The following is a 19193-nucleotide window of genomic DNA, read 5'->3' as shown; positions in this document are numbered from 1 at the left end:
GCGAATCCTTGACGGCGGCGCAATGCCGCCGTATTCGTCAGCATCCAGTGGCTTGCTGACGTAATCGTCCCAAGTCTGGTTGCACTCCGAGGTCCGCGTTCATCAGGGTTGCCGGCTTTGATGCAGCGACCGAACGTCCTTGTTTGGGCGGTGTTGCCGCACAGTGTACGATGGGCCCGACTCCCATCCTCGCCTCCATCCTAGTTCCCGAGTTGTTGTCGACTGCCGTCGGGAGGACGGGATGAGTCTTGCAAGGCGATCAGCCGGCTCCCCGAATGTGTGTATACTCGAAATTTTTCTGATGTGGTCCCATGCCTGCTGATCGACAAGACAGAACATCGCCCTTGACCAGCCGCGCCCAGCGCGTGTCTCCCCGCGACCTGGCGGCGGCTCTGCTTTCTCTGGCTGCTGTGCTCGGAGCCAGTCCCGTGTTGGCGCAAGCAACCAAACCGTCACCGCCTGCGGCCACAGCCGCGCCCGTCAAGCTCGACACTGTCACCGCGCGCCGCGGCGACATCCGGCAAACGGTCGACTCTGCCGGCAAGCTTCAACTCCACACATGGGCCGACGTGTACGCCCAGATTGGCGGACAGGTGAAAGAGGTGTTGGTCGCCATCGGTGACACGGTCCAGGTCGACGAGGCCCTGCTCGACATCACGCCGACCCAACAACCCGCCAAAGTCGAAAGCAATCGTGCCCAGATGGCCCGACTGCAGGCGGATCTGGCCGACCAGCGCGCGCAACTTGAATTCGCCCAGCTTCAGTTCAAGCGCCAGACCCAGTTGAAAGCGCAAAACGCGACCCGCGAGGAGGCCTTCGAATCGGCGCGGATGAACGCGTCATCGGCAACCGCGCGCGTCGATGCGATCACGGCGCAGATCCACGAACTCGAAGCAACACTGAAAATCGATGAGGAAGCGCGCCAGAAAACGCTGGTAAGGTCGCCGATTGCCGGCACCGTCGTGTCGATGGCGGCGCGCACGGGACAAATGCTCGCTGCCGCGCAACCTGCCGCACCGCTGCTCCGGATTGCCGACCTGTCGGAAATGACGGTGGCCGCGCGCGTTGCGGAAGACGATGTGACGCGCTTGCGGCCTGGCATGGCAGCGAGTTTCACGACCCCTGGCTATCCGGGAAAACACTGGTCGGGAAAGCTGCGCCAAGTCATTCCCATCCCGGCCGACGGCACGGGCGAGCAGGGCAAGCAGGCCTTTTATACTGTCCTGTTCGAGGTCAAGAATCCGGACCGCGAACTGATGAGCGGCATGAGTGCGCAGGTCCAGTTCGTCGTCGCGCAGGCGCGCGATACATTGCTGCTGCCCGCGAAAGGCCTCGGTGCGCAGGACGAGGACGGCCAGTACAACGTCAATGTGCTCGACGCCGGCCAACACGTTGCCGCCCGCAAGGTGAAGGTCGGATTGCGCAATTCGCAGCAGGTGCAGATCCTGTCCGGCTTGGCTGCAGGCGACAAGGTGCTGGTCGGCCCCGTGCCGAATGTGCTTCCTGCGCCGGATGCCGGCACGACGTCCGCCATGGCATCGGGCTCCTGAGGCACGCCGATGACGCACCGCGCCTTGACGCTGACATTGTTGGCTTGCTCTGTGCTGACGGGATGTGCCAGCCATGCACCCATCGCCGAACCGCCGCCCAAGGTCGACTTGCCTGCCGGTTGGACCGTCCCTGGACCGCCGAACCATCCGGAGTGGCCTGACAAGAATTGGTGGCAGCGGTTCGGTAGTGCTGAACTGACGCATCTTGTCGATGAAGGCCAGTCCAGCAATCTGGAACTCGCGGGCGCACTGGCGCGCGTGAAGCAGGCCGAGGCCGAGGCGCGCATTGCCGGCGTGTCTTTGCTGCCGACTGCAAATTTCTACAGCGACGCCAGCCGCGCCGTGCCGATCAGAAGCGGCAGCGCGAGCACCTCCGCCGGCGGCTCGTTGCAGGTATCCTACGAAGTCGATTTCTGGGGCAAGAACAAGGCGAGCGTGGCATCCGCGGAAGCATCGCTCGAGGCGAATCGTTTCGACCGTCAAACCGTGGCATTGACGGTCACCAGCGGCATCGTGTCGACCTATCTGCAGGTGTTGTCGTTGCACGACCGGCTTGTCGTCGCGCGCGAGCACGTCGCGAACGCCGAACATGTCCTGAAGCTGGTCGAGGTACAACAAAGCGCGGGTGCCGCCTCGACGCTCGATCTGGCGCGCCAGCGGTCCGTCGTGGCGCAGCAAAAATCGGACATACCGGACTTAATGCAGCAGGAGCGCGAAGCGCAGTCGGCGCTGGCAATCCTGCTCGGTAAAACGCCGCAGACATTCTCCGTCGGCCAGGTTGGACTGGACACGATTACCTTGCCCGAGGTGTCGCCTGGCTTGCCGTCCGAGCTCCTGTCGCGCCGGCCCGATATCCGCCGCGCCGAGGCCAACCTGGCTGCCGCCGATGCGAACGTCGCCGTCGCCCGGGCGAACTTGTTCCCCAGCATTAACCTCACCGGGGCGATGGGCGCGCAAAGCAGCGCCTTGCTGTCGCTGCTCAATGCACCGAATCTGCTCGCCAATGTCAGTGCCTCGCTGATGGCGCCAATTTTCGATGGCGGCCGACTGAAGCGGGAACGCGACCTCGCCATCGCGCGAAAACAGGAACTGGTCCAGGTGTATCGTGCGACCGTGATCGCCGCCCTGTCGGAAGTGGATACGGCGCTGGGCCAGATCCGCAGCCTGGATGAGCAGCGGCGCTTGAAGTCAGCCGAACTGGAGCAGGCGCGCCAGGCGTACGACCTGGCGGAAATCCGATACAAGTCGGGCGCCGAAGATTTGATGACGGTGCTCGATACGCAGCGCGCGTTATCGGACGTGCAGAACGATATGGGGAAATTGAAATTGAAGCGCCTGCAGGCGACGGTGTCTTTGTACAAGGCACTCGGCGGCGGTTGGAAGGACGATCAACGCTTAGGCAATCAGCCTGCCGCAAAAACTTGATCAATGGTGGCAGGGCGCCCAGTCAGGACTGACGCCTGGTCCGATCGCCGGTTCGGCGATCACGCTCCTGAGCCACTGGTTCCGCTAGCAGCGACCATTAGCCATCCTGTTGCGGTAGCGAAGCGCGTTGACGGCGACACGGGTTGAGCGAATTTTCACATCGTCCGGTCAAGTGAAGCGAAACAGGGTTGCCGGCGTATCGACCAGCACCGCGTGGCGCGCCCCGGGATCGGGCAGGGAAGCGTCGAGGGCCTGGCGTGCATGCGCATAGTCGACCTTGCTCTCGAATTGCGTGTGCGGCCAGTCGCTCCCCCACACCAGGTGATCGAGGCCGAATGCATTGCGCAACAGCGGCGTCGCCGCCAGCGCGATCTGCTGCCCGGCTTCGTTACCGCCATTGCGATAAGCGCCGGACAGTTTGACCCACACGCGCCGGCTGGCGCCGGCGTCGAGCAGGAACTGGAAACCAGGATCGCGCACGCCTTGCGCCGGCGCCGGCCGTCCGAAATGGTCGACGACGACATTGACGCCGGCCTGCAGCAGCGGCGGCAGGATGCGCGGCAGGTCGGCCGCCTCGCGGTGCACCTCGACCTGCCACCCGAGATCGGCGACGCGTCGCAGCAGGCCGCGCCAGGCCCCGTCGGCGAAATCCGGAAGTGCGGCGCCGCCGACGAGGTTCAGGCGAATGCCCACGACACCCAGGCCGTCCATCCGCCTGAGTTCCGCCATCGGCGTCGCCGGCGCCACGACCGCGATGCCGCGCAGGCGTGCCGGCTGCTGCGCCAGGGCGGCGAGCAGGAAGCTGTTGTCGGTACCCAGGAAGCTCGGCTGCACCAACACGCCGCGCGCGATACCGTTCGTGTCCAGCATGCCGAGGTAGTCGGCGAGGAGGGCGTCGTAGTCGGGCGCGTAGCGGCGTTCGCGCGCAAGCGTCAGCCCGCGGCGGAAGACGTGGGCGTGCGTGTCGACGGCCGCCAAGTGGAGCGATTCGTCGCGCTGTGCGGTACTCGCGCAGCCTGTCTGGAGAGGAGGTAGCAGTGTGCTGGCCATCGCGGCTTGAAATTGTCGTCGGTTCATCGGATGTCGGGTGCCGGCAAGGGGGCACGCTCCGTGTCGGAAGATAGATCCTGCTGCAGCATCTTGCCGCGGGTTTCGGGCAGCGCAAGGACGGCCACCACGACGAGCGCATACGCGAGGCCGGCATCCACGCCGATCGCCGTGCCGAGCGACATGTCGCGGCTCATGTGACCGACCAGTATCGGAAAGCCCGCGGACACGATGCGCCCGAAGTTGTAGCAGAAGCCGACGCCAGCGCCGCGCATCTCGCCCGGATAGAGTTCGTTGAACAGGGCGCCCAGGCTCGCAGGAATACCGGCTGCAAAGAATCCGAGCGGGAAGCCGAGGACCAGCATCGCGGTATTGCCCAGGTCAAGGAAGACGTAGGCCAGCACGGTGACGACGCAGCAGGCGGCAAAAAGTGCGAGATTCGGCCGGCGCCCGATGCGGTCCATCAGCCACGCGCTGGCGATGCAGCCGCACCAGAATGCAATGATGACGATGGCGAGGTAGCCGCTCGTCGCCAACACCGACAGGTGGCGCTCCGTCTTCAGGTAGGTCGGCAGCCAGGTCATGAGGGCGTGGTAGCCGCCGTGCGCGCCGACGCCGACGAGCGCGCCGACGATCGTCACGCGCAGTACGTCCGGCCGGAAGATCGCGAACGGATTCACTTGGTTGGGTGCGCGCCGCGCGCGATCGAGCAGACCGCGCGCCGGCTCGGTGATGTTGCGGCGTACGTAGACGATCAGGAAGGCGGGGAGGACGCCGATGCCGAACATGACGCGCCATGCGAGGTCCGGTGGCAGCAATATCGTGACCACGGCGTACAGCAGCACGGCGCCGCCCCAGCCGACGGCCCAGGCGCTCTGCACGGTGCCCATCACTTTGCCGCGGTGTTCCGGCCGAATCGCTTCGGCCATCAGCACGGCGCCGGCGGCCCACTCGCCGCCGAAGCCGAAGCCCTGCAACGCCTTCAGCACGAGCAGTTGGCTGAAGGTCGCGGCGAATGCCGACAGCAAGGTGAACACCGAGAACCACACGATCGTCAGCTGCAGCGCACGCACGCGGCCGATGCGGTCGGAGACCGCTCCCATGATCCAGCCGCCGAGCGCGGACGACACGAGCGTCACGCCGCTGACGAGGCCAGCGTCTGTCTTGTCCAGTCCGAATGTGGCGATCAGGACGGGAATTGCCAGGCTGAACATCTGCACGTCGAGCGCGTCGAGCGCCCAGCCGCCGAAGCAGCCCCAGAATGTCTTGCGCTCCTGGGACGTGATGTCCCGGTACCAGTTGAACATTGTAGTCTCCGTCGGGCCAGTGCCCGTTGTCGTTATCGTGGTGATGGTGTCAACGCTTGCGGGCGAGCAGCCGCAAGGTCACGCAGCCGATCGCCGAGATGGCCGCGATCGGGAGCAGGGCCAGCGCGAAGCTGCCGGTGGCTTCCTTGATGGCGCCGAGCAGGGCCGAGCCGGCGAACCCGGCCAGGTTGCCAACCGCATTGACCTGTGCGAGGCCGGCCGCGGCGGCGGCACCTGGCATCCATTCACTGGCCAGTGCCCAGAACGGACCCTTGAAGATGTAGGTGCCGGTGACGGCGAGCACCAGCAGCGCGACCGTCAGTGCGAGCGACGCGTGGGTGAGCGGCACCAGCGTCAGGCTCAGGGCGACGGTGGCCAGCGGCATGCCGCTGTGCCAGACGCGTTCGCGGGTGCGGTCCGAGTGGTTGCCCCACCACAGCATGAGCAGCGCGGCGACGCCGAACGGCACCGAATTCAGCAGGCCGGTCTCAAGTGTCGACAGGCCGAACGACTTGATGATCTGGGGCTGCCACAGCGACAGGCACTGGCTCGCGCCGGACGCGCCGGCATACACCAGCGCCGCGGCCAGCACATAGCGGTTCAGCAGGATGTCGCGCAGGCGATGCGTGCCTTTATTCGCCTTGCCGGCGGCGGCGTGTTCGCTCTCGAGCTGGCGCACGAGCCACGTCTTTTCTTCCTGGTCCAGCCAGGCGGCTTGCTGCGGCTTGTTGGTCAGCAGCCACGGCACCATCAGGCCCAGCAGGACGGCAGGCGCCGCCTCGATGACGAACATGAGCTGCCACCCCTGCATGCCGAACAGGCCGTCCAGCTGCAGCAGCGCGGCCGACAGCGGCGAGCCGACGAAGCTCGACAGCGGCACCGCCACCATAAAGATCGCGATGATGCGCGCGCGGTATGCCGCCGGGAACCATTGGGTGATGTACAGGATGACGCCGGGGAAGAAGCCCGCCTCGGCCGCGCCGAGAAGGATGCGCATCGTGTAGAAGGAGTTCGGCCCCGTGATGAAAGCGGTGCAGGCCGACACGATGCCCCAGCTGATCATGATGCGGGCGATCCACAGGCGCGCGCCGACCTTTTGCATCGCCAGGTTGCTCGGGATCTCGAACAGCACGTAGGTCAGATAGAACAGGCCGCCGCCGAGCCCGAACGCTGCGGCATTGAGGCCGATCGCATGGTTCATCTGCAGCGCGGCGAATCCCACGTTGACGCGATCGACGAACGCGATGAAGTAGCCGATCATCAGGATCGGCAGCAGGCGCCATGCGACCTTGCGCATGGTCCGGCGTTCGAGGTCCGAGACGACGCGCGGCGCCGTCTCGAGGGTGGTGGAATGCATGTGTATCTCCGGGGCGAATTGAATGGGTAAAAGGGGGCCATTCCCGCCTGTCGCCAGGCTGGCCTCTGTCGTTACGGCGCGGCTGGAAAGCCGGTCAGCGAATCTCTACGTGGTAGCGGAACTTGTCGGCCGGGCCGCGCGAGCGGCGCCATTCGAGCGGTTGCCTGTCATAGCCGAGCGCCAGCCGTTCGACCACGATGACGGGTGCACCGCGCGGCAGCTGCAGCAGGCGCGCATGCACGTCGTCGACGGCTTCCGCAGTCAGGTCTTCCTCCGCCGACGCGATCACCTGGCCGCAGCGCTCTTCGTACAGCGGGTAGAGCAGGTCGCCGAATTCGCTCGTGTCGATGTCCAGCAGGTTCTCGAATTTTTCCCTCGGCAGCCAGATCGATTCGGCCAGCAGCGGCGTGCCGTCCAACACACGCAGGCGCGACAGGTGGATGACCTTGGTGCCAGGCGCGATGCGCAGCGCGGACGCCACCGCCGACGGCGCCTCCACGACTTCGCGCCGCAAGATGCGGCCCTCTGGAACCTGGCGCTCGCCCGAATCCTTCTGGAAGCGGAAGAAGCGGAACAGCGACGAATCGAAGCGGGCGCGCCGCACGAATGTGCCGCGGCCTTGGAAGCGCTCGAGCGTGCCTTCTGCCACAAGCATGTCGATGGCCTTGCGCACCGTGCCGATCGAGGCGGAGAACTGCTTCACCAGTTCCGCCTCGGTAGGAATTGCTTCGCCCGGGCGCCATTGCTGGGAGGCGATCCGCTCGCTGAGCTCGTCGCGCAGGCGCTGGTACAGCGGCAACCGGTCATCGTGTTTTGACGAGAAGTTCATCAATACCTCTAATCATATATATGAATAATTGAATTGCACTGTACAGAGCCTGCGGACGTTCGTCAACAGGAAGCTGACCATCCGTTATGGGTGTCGCATACAGAGAGCCAGCCACTCCGAACCGGGCAGGAATCGATTGAGCTTGGGCTGCGACACGGGGCGGCCGCGGCGGCGGGCTACCCCGGCAAGGCCAGGACTTTCAAGCGCCCCATGAGCCCGGTGCGGTGGTGCCGGGATCGATCGCGTGCAGCGACTCGCTTCGACCATACACCTCAACGTCTCCTTGTCAAGACGTCAAGACCGTTGTCCCACGCACGCCGCATCGTGCACAGGGCAGACAAAACGGTTGACGCCGACAAGTCTACCGCCTACCATAATCATAATTATCGTTATGATTTGACCGGATCGGACAGCCGAGTCCGCTCAAGCTTCTTCACGCCAACCAGAAGGAACCTGTATGCGCTTTTCCGTCTTCCTCAACGCCCGCACCATGACGCCGGACGCCGACCGCCAACTGATCGTCGACCTGGAGAAGCACGCCGTCCTGGCGGGCAGCCTCGGCTTCGATGCCATCTTCCTGCCGGACCACCACTTCAACGGCTACATGGCCATTGCCAGCGACAGCTACATGTTCGCCTCGTACCTGGCCGCGAAGCTGCCGGACATGCACTTCGGCTTCTCCGTGACGACCGTGCCGCTGCATCACCCGGTCCGCTTCGTCGAGCGCATCAACATCCTTGACCACCTCACGAAGGGCAAGCTGCTGGTGGGCGTGGGCTCCGGCACGACGCCGGAAGAAATGATCGGCTTCGGCGTGAACTACAAGGATGCCGGCCGCATTGCCGAGGAAAACCTGGCTGCGGCGGAAGCGCTGTGGAACAAGCGCATCGAAGACGAGGCGATCGAACTCGACGGCTTCCACAAGGGCCGCGTGCTGCAGCGTATCGCCCCCAGCCCGTACGGTGAAAAACACGCGCGCCTGATGCCGGTGGCGATGAAGGACACGAGCATCACGCGCGCCGCGGTGAACGGCTGGCCCGCCTTCATCCCCGCGTTCACGCCGCCGCAGATCGGCGGCCTGGAACCGCTCACGCACGTGAAGAAATACTTCGGCAAATACCACGAGCAGCTGCTGGCTGCCGGCCACGACGAGCGGACCGTTGCCGACGCGCTGTCGTGGACGACGCACAGCTACCAGTGCGTGCACCTCGCGGAGACGGACGAACAGGCGCGCAAGGAAGTGCTGGAGATCCTGACGGCGTACCAGGAAGCCGTCGACCGCGAAGCCGCGTTCAACGCGAAGGCCGAAGCCGACGACGCCAATAAGAAGAGCGACCGAACGGGCAGTGCGCTGACGGAGGAATGGATGGCCACGTGGTGCCTGTACGGCAGCCCGGCCACCGTCATCGACAAGCTGCGCGCGTACCAGCAGGTCGGCATCGGCAACATCCTGTGCGGCACCGTCACCGGCCCGCTCACCGAGCAGCGCCTCGCGTACGCTGACCAGACGCTGCGCCTGCTGGCTCAACATGTGATTCCGGCATTCCAATGAGCGATACGACGTTGACCCTGGATGAGATGGCGACGCTGACAGCGGGCGTGTCGATGTGGTCCACGGCCACCGTCCCGCACGCTGGCGTCCCGTCGCTGGCGATGGCGGACGGCCCGATGGGCGTGGCCGGCCCGCGCGTGGACGAGCGCGACGTGTCGCTGTTGACGCCCGCTCCCGTCGCACTGGGCGCCAGCTGGGACCGGGAACTCGTGCAGCGGGTCGGACGTCTCGTCGGCGGCGAAGCGATCCGCCGCAAGGTGGACCTGATGCTCGCGCCGAACCTGAACCTCGCCCGCAGCCCGCTGGCCGGGCGCGCGTTCGAGTATTTTTCCGAAGACCCGCTGCTGTGCGGCCGCCTCGGCGCGGCATGGATCCAGGGCTGCCAGTTCGTCGGCACGGGCGCCGTCGCGAAGCACCTCGTGTGCAACGACAGCGAGACGGCACGCGATTCCATGAACGCCGTCGTCGACGAGCGCACCTTGCGCGAAGTCTACCTCGCACCGTTCGAGATGGCCGCGCAAGCCGGCTGCGCCGGGATGCTCACCGCCTACAACAAGGTGAACGGCGCCTGGTGCGCGGAGGCCGGCAAGGTCGTGCGCGACGTCGCGAAAGGTGAATGGAAGTTCGACGGCGTGTTCATGAGCGACTGGTTCGGCACGCATTCGACCGCGCCGTCGCTGAACGGTGGCCTCGACCTCGAGATGCCGGGCCCCGCGCGCTTCCTCGGTGCGAAGAGCGCGGGCGCGGTGGCGGAGGGGCAGGTCGACGTCGAACGTGTGCGCGACGCCGCCCAACGCGTGGCACGCACGGCACGGCGCTTCGGCAAGGACAAGGGCGCGCCGCTGCCGCCCGGCGATGCCGCTTCGCTGCTCGTCGAAGCCGCCGCCGCCGGTTTTACGCTGGTGCGCAACGAGAACGCGATCTTGCCGCTGGACCCCGCGCGCTATCCCCGTATCGCGGTGCTCGGCCCGAACGCCACTGCGCCATGCTTCCAGGGCGGCACGTTCGCCAAGATCGCCGTGCGGCCCGATGCGCTGCTGCCGCTGGACGCGCTGCGCGCCCGTTTCGGCGACACGATCGTCGCGTACGAGCCGGGCGTCGATCCGCAGCCGAAGCTGCCCCGCATGCCCGCGCGTCCCGCACGCGACGTGGATGGCTGCACGCGCGGCATGACGCTCGACTACTTCGACAATCCGGATTGCGTCGGCACGGCGATCCTGAGCGAGACGCGCGACACCAACTCGTTGACGTGGTTCCACGGCGTGCACGCGGCCGGCGCGCTGCAGCAGGCGGCGGCCACGCGGGCGAGCGGCGTCGTCACGGCCAATGCCGACGGGCCGCACCGGTTCTACGTCGGCGGCACCGGCGCGCTGCGCCTTCTGGTCGATGGCGTGGAAGTCTTCCGCCGCGACGAACAGCTGGCGCCCGGCGACGTGATGGGCCGCCTGAAGAGCGGCGATGCCGACAGCGTCGCCGTCGACCTGCGTGCCGGCCAGGAAGTGGCCGTTGTCGCGGAACTGCGCTACACGCCCGCCCGCTGCCAGGGCCTGTGGTACGGCGTGCGCGGCCCGGACAGCAACGAGGCGATGCTGGCCCGCGCAGTCGCTGCGGCCCGCGCGGCGGATGCCGTGGTGCTGGTCGTCGGCGAAACGTCGGACGCGAGCGTCGAAAGCAAGGACCGGATCGACACGCGCCTGCCGGCCGAGCAGGTCGACCTCATCGAACGGGTGTGCGCGGCGAATCCGAATACGGTCGTCGTCACGAACGTGGGCCACGCATTCGACACGCGCTGGGAGCCGCAGGCGAAAGCCGTGTTGCATTGCTGGTACCCGGGCGAGGAATTCGGCCGCGCGCTGGCGCAGGTGCTGGCGGGCGACCGCGAGCCGGGCGGCCGCATGCCCGTCACTATCGCCCGCGACGATGCCGATTATCCGGCGCTGTCGCTGCAGCCGGATGCGAACGGCGACCTGCCTTACAGCGAGGGCACGCGGGTCGGCTACCGCGGCCTGGCCGCGCGCGGCATCGCACCGCGCCAGGCGTTCGGCGCCGGTTTCGGCTACACGACGTTCGCGCTCGCCGACGCCACAGTTCAAGCGGGGGAGGACGGCTGGACCGTGACCGTCGTCGTGTGCAATACCGGCATGCGCGCCGGTGGGGAAGTCGTGCAGGTGTACCGCACGGTACCCGAGCTGACGCTCGTCGGGTTCGACAAGATCCACCTCGAACCGGGCGAAACGCGCACGGCGCGCATCGCCATCGAACGCCGCCGACTGCAAACGTGGCAGGACGGCTGGACTGACCTGCCGGGTCCCGTCGAACTCTTCGTGGGCCGGTCCAGCGCCGACCTGTCCCTTGCCGTACAAGTCAATACGAATTAACCAGGAGATCATCATGAATGCCATCGATACCCATTTCGCCGACCGTCCATTCATCGTCGGCATCGGCGGCACGACCCGCCCGGGCTCCAGCACGGAGAGCGCGCTGCGCACGGCGCTGCAGTACGCCGAAGACCTGGGCGCGGAAACCCAGCTGTTCGGCGGCGAAGCCCTCAGCACGCTGGACGTGTTCTCGCCTGAAGTGCGCGAACGCAGCCCGGCGCAGCGCGCCATCGTCGACGCGGTGCGCCGCGCGGACGCCGTCATCTTCGCATCGCCGGGCTACCACGGCGGCGTCTCGGGCCTCGTCAAGAACGCCATCGACCTGCTGGAAGACCTGCGCGCCGACGAGCGCGTGTACCTGGACGGCATGCCGGTCGGCTGCATCGTCACGGCTGCCGGGTGGCAGGGCTGCAACACGACGCTCGGTGCGATGCGCTCGATCGTGCACGCGCTGCGCGGTTGGCCGACGCCGCTGGGCGTGACCTTGAACACCGCCGGCGTGAAGCTGTTCGATGCGCAGGGCCAGTGCCTGGACGCCCAGGTGGCGGCCAGCCTGAGGGTGCTGGCGGAGCAGGTCGTCAACCCGGCTGGTGTGTTTGTGCAGCGGAATAAAAAATCAGAATTATTGTTATAAAAGCTGTGCTATCCTGATCAAAAAGAACCATACCCGCGGAGACACAAGCATGAAGATTCATCCGATAGGGACCGGGCCGGCGAGCCCGTCCCGTAGGGCGGCGCTCGGCGCGCTGCTGGCCGGCGTCGCCACGGCGGGTGCCTGGTCCAGCGCGTCGGCCGCGACCGCCCTGCAAGCCGCCGGCGCTAGCGCGGTACGCCCGACCGGCTTCACCAAGCCCGAGCTGAAGATCCTGACGGTGGCCGCCGACACCATCATCCCCGTCACCGACACCCCGGGCGCCGTCGCGGCCGGCGTACCGCATTTCATCGACGCGCTGGCGAAACACTGGATGAACGGGGACGAACTGGCGCAGTTCCGTGCCGGCCTCGCGGACCTCGATAAACGGGCGCAGCAGCGCTACCGGCACGGTTTCGCCGCCTGCACTTCGGCCCAGGCCACCGCGATCCTGCAGGATCTGCGTGCAGCGAGCCCGTACGAAGGCCGCACGTTCGAACTGGCTGCGCGCATCGAAGACCCGAAGGCACCGTTCTACCTGCGCCTGCGCGACTTCGTCGTCTATGGCTATTTCACGTCCGAGATCGGCAGCACGAAGGAGCTGCGCTACGTGGCCGTGCCGGGGCGCTTCGACGGCGATGTCGACGTCAAGACGTGGCCGTACCAGAACGTCATCTGATCGGAGCAAAAAGGACAACCATGAATCAAATGACCGAATTCGACGCGATCGTGATCGGCTCCGGCATTACCGGCGGCTGGGCGGCGAAGGAACTCACGGAGAAGGGCCTGAAGGTCCTGATCCTGGAGCGGGGCAAGCCGCTCGAACACCAGAAGGGCTACGTGCACGAATTCACGCCGCCTTGGCAGGCGCCGCAGCAGGGCCTGCCGGACCGCGCGCTGGACGCGCGCGAATACGAAATCCAGAGCAAGATCGAGCGCGGCGCGTTCAGCTGGGCGAACCGCCAGTACTGGATCAACGACCGCCAGAACCCGTACGAACAAGTAAAACCGTTCCGCTGGCACCGCACCGACGTGCTGGGCGGCCGCTCGCTGACGTGGGGCCGCCAGTCCTACCGCTGGGGGCCGGACGACTTCTTGCAGAACAAGCGCGACGGCCACGGCAACGACTGGCCGATCCGCTACGCCGACCTGGAACCGTGGTACACGCACGTGGAAAAATTCATCGGCGTGAGCGGTGCGCCGGAAGGGCTGGAGAACTTTCCCGACGGGCACTACCTGCCGCCGTTCGAGATGACGGCACTGGAAAAGCACCTGAAGCGCACGGTCGAAGCGAAATGGCAGAACCGGCGCGTGACGATCGGCCGCGTGGCCAACCTGACGGAAGCGCTGGACGGCCGCGGCCGGTGCCAGCGGCGCGCCATCTGCAACCGCGGCTGTTCGTTCGGCGCGTATTTCAGCTCGCTCAGTTCTACGCTGCCGGCCGCGCAGAAGACGGGCCTCCTCACGATCCGCACGGACAGCGTCGTGGAAGCGATCGACGTCGATCCGCAGACGAAGAAGGCGACCGGCGTGCGCGTGATCGATGCGAAGTCGGGCGAGCGCCTGCGTTTCGGCGCGAAGGTGATCTTCCTGAACGCGTCGACGTACGGCACGCTGCAGATCCTGCTGCAATCGAAGAGCGCGCTGCATCCGAACGGCATCGGCAACCACAGCGACGTGCTGGGCCGCTACCTCGTCGACCATGCCGGCGTGGGCGCGTTCGCCGAGATTCCCGGTTTCGACGATCGCAACTACAGCGGCCGCCGTCCGACGGGCATCCTCGTGCCGCGCTTCCGCAACATCGGCGGCCAGGATGCCGACGCCGACTTCACACGCGGCTACGGCTACCAGGGCGGCGCGATGCGCGACGACTGGACAAATACCGCCGCACAGACGGATGGCTTCGGTGCCGACATGAAGCATCAGATCGCGCGGCCCGGCAAGTGGATCGCGTTCCTCGGCGCCTTCTGCGAACAGCTGCCGCAGAAGGACAATCGCGTGACGTTGAACGAGAACAAGCGGGGCGGTTTCGGCCTGCCGCAACTGAGCTTTGACGTGGCGTACGGCGAGAACGAACGGCGCATGAAGCTCGACGCGGCCAAACAGGCGGAGCAGATGCTCGTCGCCGCCGGCGCCAAGCACGTCGTGACGATTCCCGTGCGCGCGATTCCCGGCGTCTCCATCCACGAGATGGGCGGCGCACGCATGGGCCACGACCCGGCGGAGTCCGTGCTTAACGCGCACAACCAGGTGCATGGCGTACCGAACCTGTTCGTCACGGACGGCGCCGCGATGGCATCGTCCGGCACGGTGAACCCGTCGCTGACGTACATGGCCCTGACGGCGCGCGCGGCCGACTACGCCGTCGCGCAACTGAAGGCGGGGGCGCTGTGATTTCGGCTAGAATCCGCCTTTACCTTCACTGACCACGACGACGACATCCATGGAGAGCGCAACTGCCCACGCCCGGGCGCCCAAGCAGGGCCGCAGCCGGCAATCGTTCGACCGAATCATCGAGGCGACCATCGACCTGCTGCGCGAGCGGTCCTACGACCAGATCACGCTGGCCGAGATCTGTCAGCTGGCCGGCGTCTCGACCGGCGCGCTGTACGGCCGCGTGACCGGCAAGGACGAGCTGCTGCGCGCCGTGCAGGTGCGCTTCTTCGAGCGCCTGGACCAGGCGTTCACCGACGAGGCCCAGCGCATCGCGGCGCAGGCGCACGGTCTCGCGGAGGTCGTGCCGGCGGTCGTGGCCAGCCTCGGCAACCTGCTGAAGGAGAACGCCAGCGTATTGCGCTCGTTCATGCTGCGCGGCGCCGTCGATGAAGTCATCGGCGCGGCGGGCAAGAAGTCGGCTGAGGGGAACCACGGCAAGTTCAGCCGCCTCGTGGAAGCGTGCAAGGCCGAGATCCGCCATCCGAACCCGGACCGCGCGATCGAGGCGAGCATGCTGCTGATCTATGCGACCCAGGCCCGTTTCCTCGGCCTGGACAGCTTCGGCGGCAAGGGCGAGGCGCGCGGCTGGGAAGAACTGCTGGAAGACCTGAGCGACATGATGCTGGCGTACCTGCTGTTCGTACCGGAACGCTGAACGGCGGCGGCTTTTCGCCGCCATCTTTTTGAATCTCAACATAACCAGAATTACGATTATAAAAATGACGACCAACAAACTCCGCTGGGCCTACATGGACCACTGGCGCATCGACACGCCGCAGGGCCAGCTGTCGCAATACACGTCCGTGCAGCGCTTCGACGATTTCCTGAAGCAGGTCGCGGCGCTCGGCTTCGAGGCGATCGAGACGTTCGACTTCCACCTGGGCCCGCTGCGCGAACTGTTCGGCAGCCTGGAGAACGCGCGCGCGTTCATGCAGTCGCGGGGCATCGACAAGGTGCTGAGCCTGTTCCACGCCGTGATGTACGACGAGCGCCAGAGCGCGCCGCACGTGCGGTCCACGCACGACCACATCGTCAACTACGCGGAATACATCATGCGCTCCAGCCAGGGCCTGGGCGTGGAAAACTTCATCGTGATGCCTGCGGGCCTGTACTACGACGTGGAGCCGGTCACGGACGACAAGATCCGCGCCTGCGCCGAGCTGTGGAACCGTGTGGGCGAGATGACGCAGAAGTATGGCGTCAAGACATGCTGCCACCATGAGTTCTTCTGCGGCATCCGCACGGCGGAACAGCTGCGCAAATTCTACGAGTGGACCGACCCGCGCTACGTGTTCTTCTACTGCGACACGGCGCAGCACGTGATCGCCGGCGTCGACCCGGTCGACCTGTACCTGAAGCTGGCCGACCGCTGCGGCGGCTTCCACATGAAGGACACCTTGCACGTCGACCTGACGGGCGACTACCGGCGCAAGCCCGACGCCGAAGTGATGGCGCCGACGACGCCGCGCTGGTTCCACGAAATGGGCGTGCCCGGCGGCCTCGTCGACTTTCCCGCGATGATGGCTGCGATGAAGGACCGCGGCTATGAGGGCTGGGTCGGCGTGGAGCACGACAAGGCCGACGTCGGCGGCGGCAACTACCCGGAGAGCACCGCGTTGTCCGCCTGGTACATCCAGCACGTCCTCAAGAAAATCTACGCCTGAATCGAATGACCACCATGCATAAACAGATCAAATGGGGCTATGCCCTGAACCAGTGGAAGGCCGGCTTCACGAGCTTCGCGCGCCCGGAAGAAATCGAACGCGCCTTCAAGGTGACGGCCGCCTGCGGCTTCGACGCCGTGGAACTCAACGCGGGCAGCGGACGCTGGGACCCGATCGGGCGTCCGGAAAACATCGCCATCAACTTCGGCTCCGCCGACCACTTCCGCCTGAGGCTGAAGGACTGGGGCATCAACCGCGTCGCGTCCACGTTCTTCGACCCGACCGTGATGAGTTTCGAGGAACTGCACTTCGGTTTGATGAGCACCCAGCCGTCCGACCGCCCGCGCATCCTTGCGCAGGCAAAGATCCACGCCGAGTTCCTGGCCGAGCTGAAAGGCGAGTTCCTTGTCGTGCGGCCGTTCCCGTCGTGGTGGAAGGAGGGCGGCCTGACCCCCGAGCGCATTGCGGCGGCGGCAGATTGCTGGAACGCCGTCGGCGCGATGACGGCGGCACTCGGCCTGAAAACCGTGCTGCACGTGGACGTGCTGTCCGCGCTGCGCACGGCCGAAGAGCTGGAGCGGCTGATGTCCCTGTGCGACGCGGACAACGTGGGCCTGTGTTTCGACACGGCCGAGCTGACGATCGCGGGTCACGACGTCGTCGCACTGTACCGCCGCTTCCACAAGCGCGTGTGGCACTTCCAGTTCAAGGATGCGCTGGCGACCGACACGCTGGACGAGTACAGGCTGCAGAACGCCGAGCGCGCGCTGGTCGCCGCGGGTGGCGAGCGCCAGATCCAGCGCTGGTTCGGCGAGATGGGCACAGGCCTCGTCGACTTCCCGGCGCTGCTGGCCGCCATGCGCGAGCTGGGCTACGCCGGCTGGATCATCGTCGAAAGCGACAAGGGCCCGGCGCCGATCGCAACGGGGATGATGCTCAACAGCTGGTACAAGCAGCACGTACTGGACCGCGTCGCAGCCTGACCGTCACGAGAGGATCGCCATGCATCCCACTTCCATGTCGACACCCGCAGTATCTCCGCTCGCGGCGGCGCCGCGCCGCCACGGCGGCCTCGCGCAGGGCATCGCGCTGATGGCCATCGTGAACATGCCGTCGCTGGCGCTGTCCGCGCTCGTGCCCGGCCTGCCGCAGCTGTTCCAGCAGTTTTCGAACGTGCCGCATTTCCAGCTGCTCGTCCCGATGATCATCACGGTGCCGTCGCTGTGCGTGGCGCTGACGTCCGGCTTCACGGGCATGCTGGCGGACCGCTTCGGCCGCCGCAACCTGCTGCTCGCCGCGCTGTTCGCGTTCGCGCTGCTGGGCCTTGCGCCGCTGCTGTTCGACAGCCTGCTGCTGATCGTCGCGAGCAGGGTAGTCGTCGGCGTGGCGGAAGCGGCGATCCTCACGGTCGGCAATGCGCTGATGGGCGACTACTTCGAAGGCCCACAGCGCGAGAAGTGGCTCGGCTACCAGAACATGCTGTCGCCGCTGATCGGCTCGTCGATCATCCTGGCGGGCGGCGTGCTGGCGGGCGTCCACTGGCGCTATCCGTTCCTGCTGTACCTCATCGGCTTCGCCGTGTTCGCGCTGGCGTGGTTCGTGTGCTGGGAGCCGCAGCGCGACCATGCCGCGTCCATGCAAGGCACCGCCCCGTCGGCGTTCCCGTGGCGCTCGACCCTGTTCGTGTGCGGCGTCACCGTGCTGTCCTCGATGGTGTTCTTCGTGCAGGCCGTGCAGCACGGACGCATTTTCGGCGACATGGGCGTCGCGTCGCCGGAGCGCATCAGCGTGCTCGTGACCATCGCCAGCCTCGGCACGATCCTGGGCGGCTATCTGTTCAAGCGCCTGGGCGGCGTGTCCGTCACCTTGCGGCTGGCGACCAGCATGGCGCTGTACGGCACGTGCTATGTGGGCGTGGCGTGGGCGCCGAATGCGACGGTCGGCCTGCCGCTCGACGCGCTGGGCCAGGTGGGCGGCGGCCTGCTGCTGCCGGCGCTGATCGCGTGGGCGCTCACGCACTACCGCTTCGAACATCGTGGCCGCGGCATGGGCTTGTGGGGCGGCGCGTTCTTCCTCGGCCAATTCCTCAGCGCGCCGCTGCTCACGCTGATCCAGGGCGCGGCCGGCACCTTCCTGGCCAGCGTCGCCGCCATCGGCATCACCTGCCTGTGCGCTGCAGTCGCGCTGGCGGTGACCGGCCTCGCGGCGCGGCGCGCCGCTTCCTGACTTTTTACGAAAGATTGATATGACATTTGCAGCTTGTATCGAATGGATGTTCACGAAGGGGAACGACGACCTCGCGTCGCGCGTCCGCGCAGCCCACGCGGCCGGCGTGCCGGGTGTGGAATTCCACCTGTGGCGCGAAAAAGACCTGGACGCGATCGAACGCGCACTCAATGACACTGGCGTGCGCCTCGTGAGCTTTTGCGTGGAACCCCGCTGCAGCCTCGTCGACCCGGCCGATCGTGACAAGGTGCTGGCCGCGATCGCCGACGCGATCCCCGTCGCGCAGCGCTTCAAGGGCGCCGGCATGGTGGTGGCTTCCGGCTTCACGCGTCCGGACGTGCCGGAGCAGGAACAGTTCGACGCCGCCGTATCCGTGCTGCGTCGCGCCGCCGAGATGGCCCACGCGGCAGGCACCGTGGTGTGGCTGGAGCCGGTGTACATGCTGCTGCACGGCCAGCGCATGTTCGTCGACACCATCGGGCGCGGCCTCGATATCGTCGCGGCCGTGGACAGCCCGGGCCTGCGACTGCTGGCCGACGTCTACCACGCGGCGCAGACGAAGGAGGACCTCGCGAGCGCCATCGGCGCCCGTATGCGCTACGTGGGCCACGTGCAGGTGGCCGATACGCCGGGCCGCCACGAGCCGGGCACGGGCACCATCGCCTGGCCGGCCGTGATGGATGTGCTGCGGTCGAAAGGCTACGACGGCCCCATCGGCCTGGAATATTTTCCCAGCGTGGACGATGCCGAATCGCTGGCCCTGACCCGGCGCGCGCTGGGCCTGGCGTAAC

At 66.5% G+C, this 19193-nt stretch carries 16 protein-coding genes; 12 read left to right on the top strand and 4 right to left on the bottom strand.

The genetic code is table 11. From position 1 onward, the window contains the following. The first annotated feature begins 344 nt into the window (after nt 1-344). On the top strand, nt 345-1550 hold the full coding sequence (locus HAV22_RS01800; RefSeq protein WP_229421008.1) for an efflux RND transporter periplasmic adaptor subunit: 1206 nt from the start codon (nt 345-347) through the stop codon (nt 1548-1550). Nucleotides 1551-1559: 9 nt separating this feature from the next. Then, nucleotides 1560-2975 (top strand): efflux transporter outer membrane subunit, encoded by a 1416-nt coding sequence (locus HAV22_RS01795; RefSeq protein ID WP_166855876.1) that lies wholly within the window; start codon nt 1560-1562, stop codon nt 2973-2975. Between the two features lie 168 nt (nt 2976-3143). Here HAV22_RS01795 and HAV22_RS01790 read toward each other — a convergent pair whose 3' ends face one another. The 4 genes from HAV22_RS01790 to HAV22_RS01775 form a co-directional block, all read right to left on the bottom strand. Next, nucleotides 3144-4052 (bottom strand): amidohydrolase family protein, encoded by a 909-nt coding sequence (locus HAV22_RS01790; protein ID WP_166855874.1) that lies wholly within the window; start codon nt 4050-4052, stop codon nt 3144-3146. Next, nucleotides 4049-5329, bottom strand: a complete 1281-nt coding sequence (locus HAV22_RS01785; protein WP_166855872.1) for an MFS transporter — start codon at nt 5327-5329, stop codon at nt 4049-4051. The genes HAV22_RS01790 and HAV22_RS01785 overlap by 4 nt, the downstream gene beginning before the upstream one ends. 49 nt (nt 5330-5378) lie before the next feature. After that, a complete protein-coding gene (locus tag HAV22_RS01780; RefSeq protein ID WP_208296010.1) occupies nt 5379-6686 on the bottom strand; it encodes an MFS transporter in 1308 nt (435 codons plus the stop codon). A 94-nt stretch (nt 6687-6780) separates the two neighbouring features. Beyond that, entirely contained in the window at nt 6781-7515 is a 735-nt protein-coding gene (locus HAV22_RS01775) for a GntR family transcriptional regulator (RefSeq protein ID WP_166855870.1), read from the bottom strand. A gap of 457 nt (nt 7516-7972) precedes the next feature. On the opposite strand from HAV22_RS01775, the gene HAV22_RS01770 reads away from it, so the two are divergent. The 10 genes from HAV22_RS01770 (at nt 7973) to HAV22_RS01725 (ending at nt 19192) form a co-directional block, all read left to right on the top strand. Next, nucleotides 7973-9067, top strand: coding sequence for an LLM class flavin-dependent oxidoreductase (locus tag HAV22_RS01770; RefSeq protein ID WP_166855868.1), 1095 nt, complete (start codon nt 7973-7975; stop codon nt 9065-9067). Then, entirely contained in the window at nt 9064-11445 is a 2382-nt protein-coding gene (locus HAV22_RS01765) for a beta-glucosidase (protein WP_166855865.1), read from the top strand. The genes HAV22_RS01770 and HAV22_RS01765 overlap by 4 nt, the downstream gene beginning before the upstream one ends. Nucleotides 11446-11458: 13 nt before the next feature. Continuing rightward, nucleotides 11459-12079: an NADPH-dependent FMN reductase gene (locus tag HAV22_RS01760; RefSeq protein WP_166855863.1), complete on the top strand. Its 621-nt coding sequence runs from the start codon at nt 11459-11461 to the stop codon at nt 12077-12079. A 49-nt stretch (nt 12080-12128) separates the two neighbouring features. Then, a complete protein-coding gene (locus HAV22_RS01755) occupies nt 12129-12755 on the top strand; it encodes a gluconate 2-dehydrogenase subunit 3 family protein (protein ID WP_166855861.1) in 627 nt (208 codons plus the stop codon). Between the two features lie 20 nt (nt 12756-12775). Beyond that, nucleotides 12776-14470 (top strand): GMC oxidoreductase, encoded by a 1695-nt coding sequence (locus tag HAV22_RS01750; protein ID WP_166855859.1) that lies wholly within the window; start codon nt 12776-12778, stop codon nt 14468-14470. A 49-nt stretch (nt 14471-14519) separates the two neighbouring features. Then, nucleotides 14520-15167 (top strand): TetR/AcrR family transcriptional regulator, encoded by a 648-nt coding sequence (locus tag HAV22_RS01745; RefSeq protein ID WP_166855857.1) that lies wholly within the window; start codon nt 14520-14522, stop codon nt 15165-15167. Between the two features lie 64 nt (nt 15168-15231). Beyond that, entirely contained in the window at nt 15232-16176 is a 945-nt protein-coding gene (locus HAV22_RS01740) for a sugar phosphate isomerase/epimerase family protein (protein ID WP_229421007.1), read from the top strand. A gap of 14 nt (nt 16177-16190) precedes the next feature. After that, complete coding sequence (locus HAV22_RS01735; RefSeq protein WP_166855855.1) at nt 16191-17159, top strand: sugar phosphate isomerase/epimerase family protein; 969 nt, start codon at nt 16191-16193, stop codon at nt 17157-17159. Nucleotides 17160-17178: 19 nt separating this feature from the next. After that, entirely contained in the window at nt 17179-18402 is a 1224-nt protein-coding gene (locus HAV22_RS01730; protein ID WP_166855853.1) for an MFS transporter, read from the top strand. A 19-nt stretch (nt 18403-18421) separates the two neighbouring features. Further along, nucleotides 18422-19192 carry a TIM barrel protein gene (locus HAV22_RS01725; protein WP_166855851.1) on the top strand — a complete coding sequence of 257 codons (771 nt, stop codon included), beginning with the start codon at nt 18422-18424 and terminating at the stop codon, nt 19190-19192. The last annotated feature ends 1 nt before the right edge of the window (nt 19193 follow it).

Origin of the sequence: Telluria antibiotica, from assembly GCF_011682055.1 — a bacterium.
Lineage (GTDB): Bacteria > Pseudomonadota > Gammaproteobacteria > Burkholderiales > Burkholderiaceae_D > Telluria > Telluria antibiotica.
Note: the sequence above shows the minus strand (reverse complement) of the source record. Positions and strands in the feature narration are given on the sequence as shown.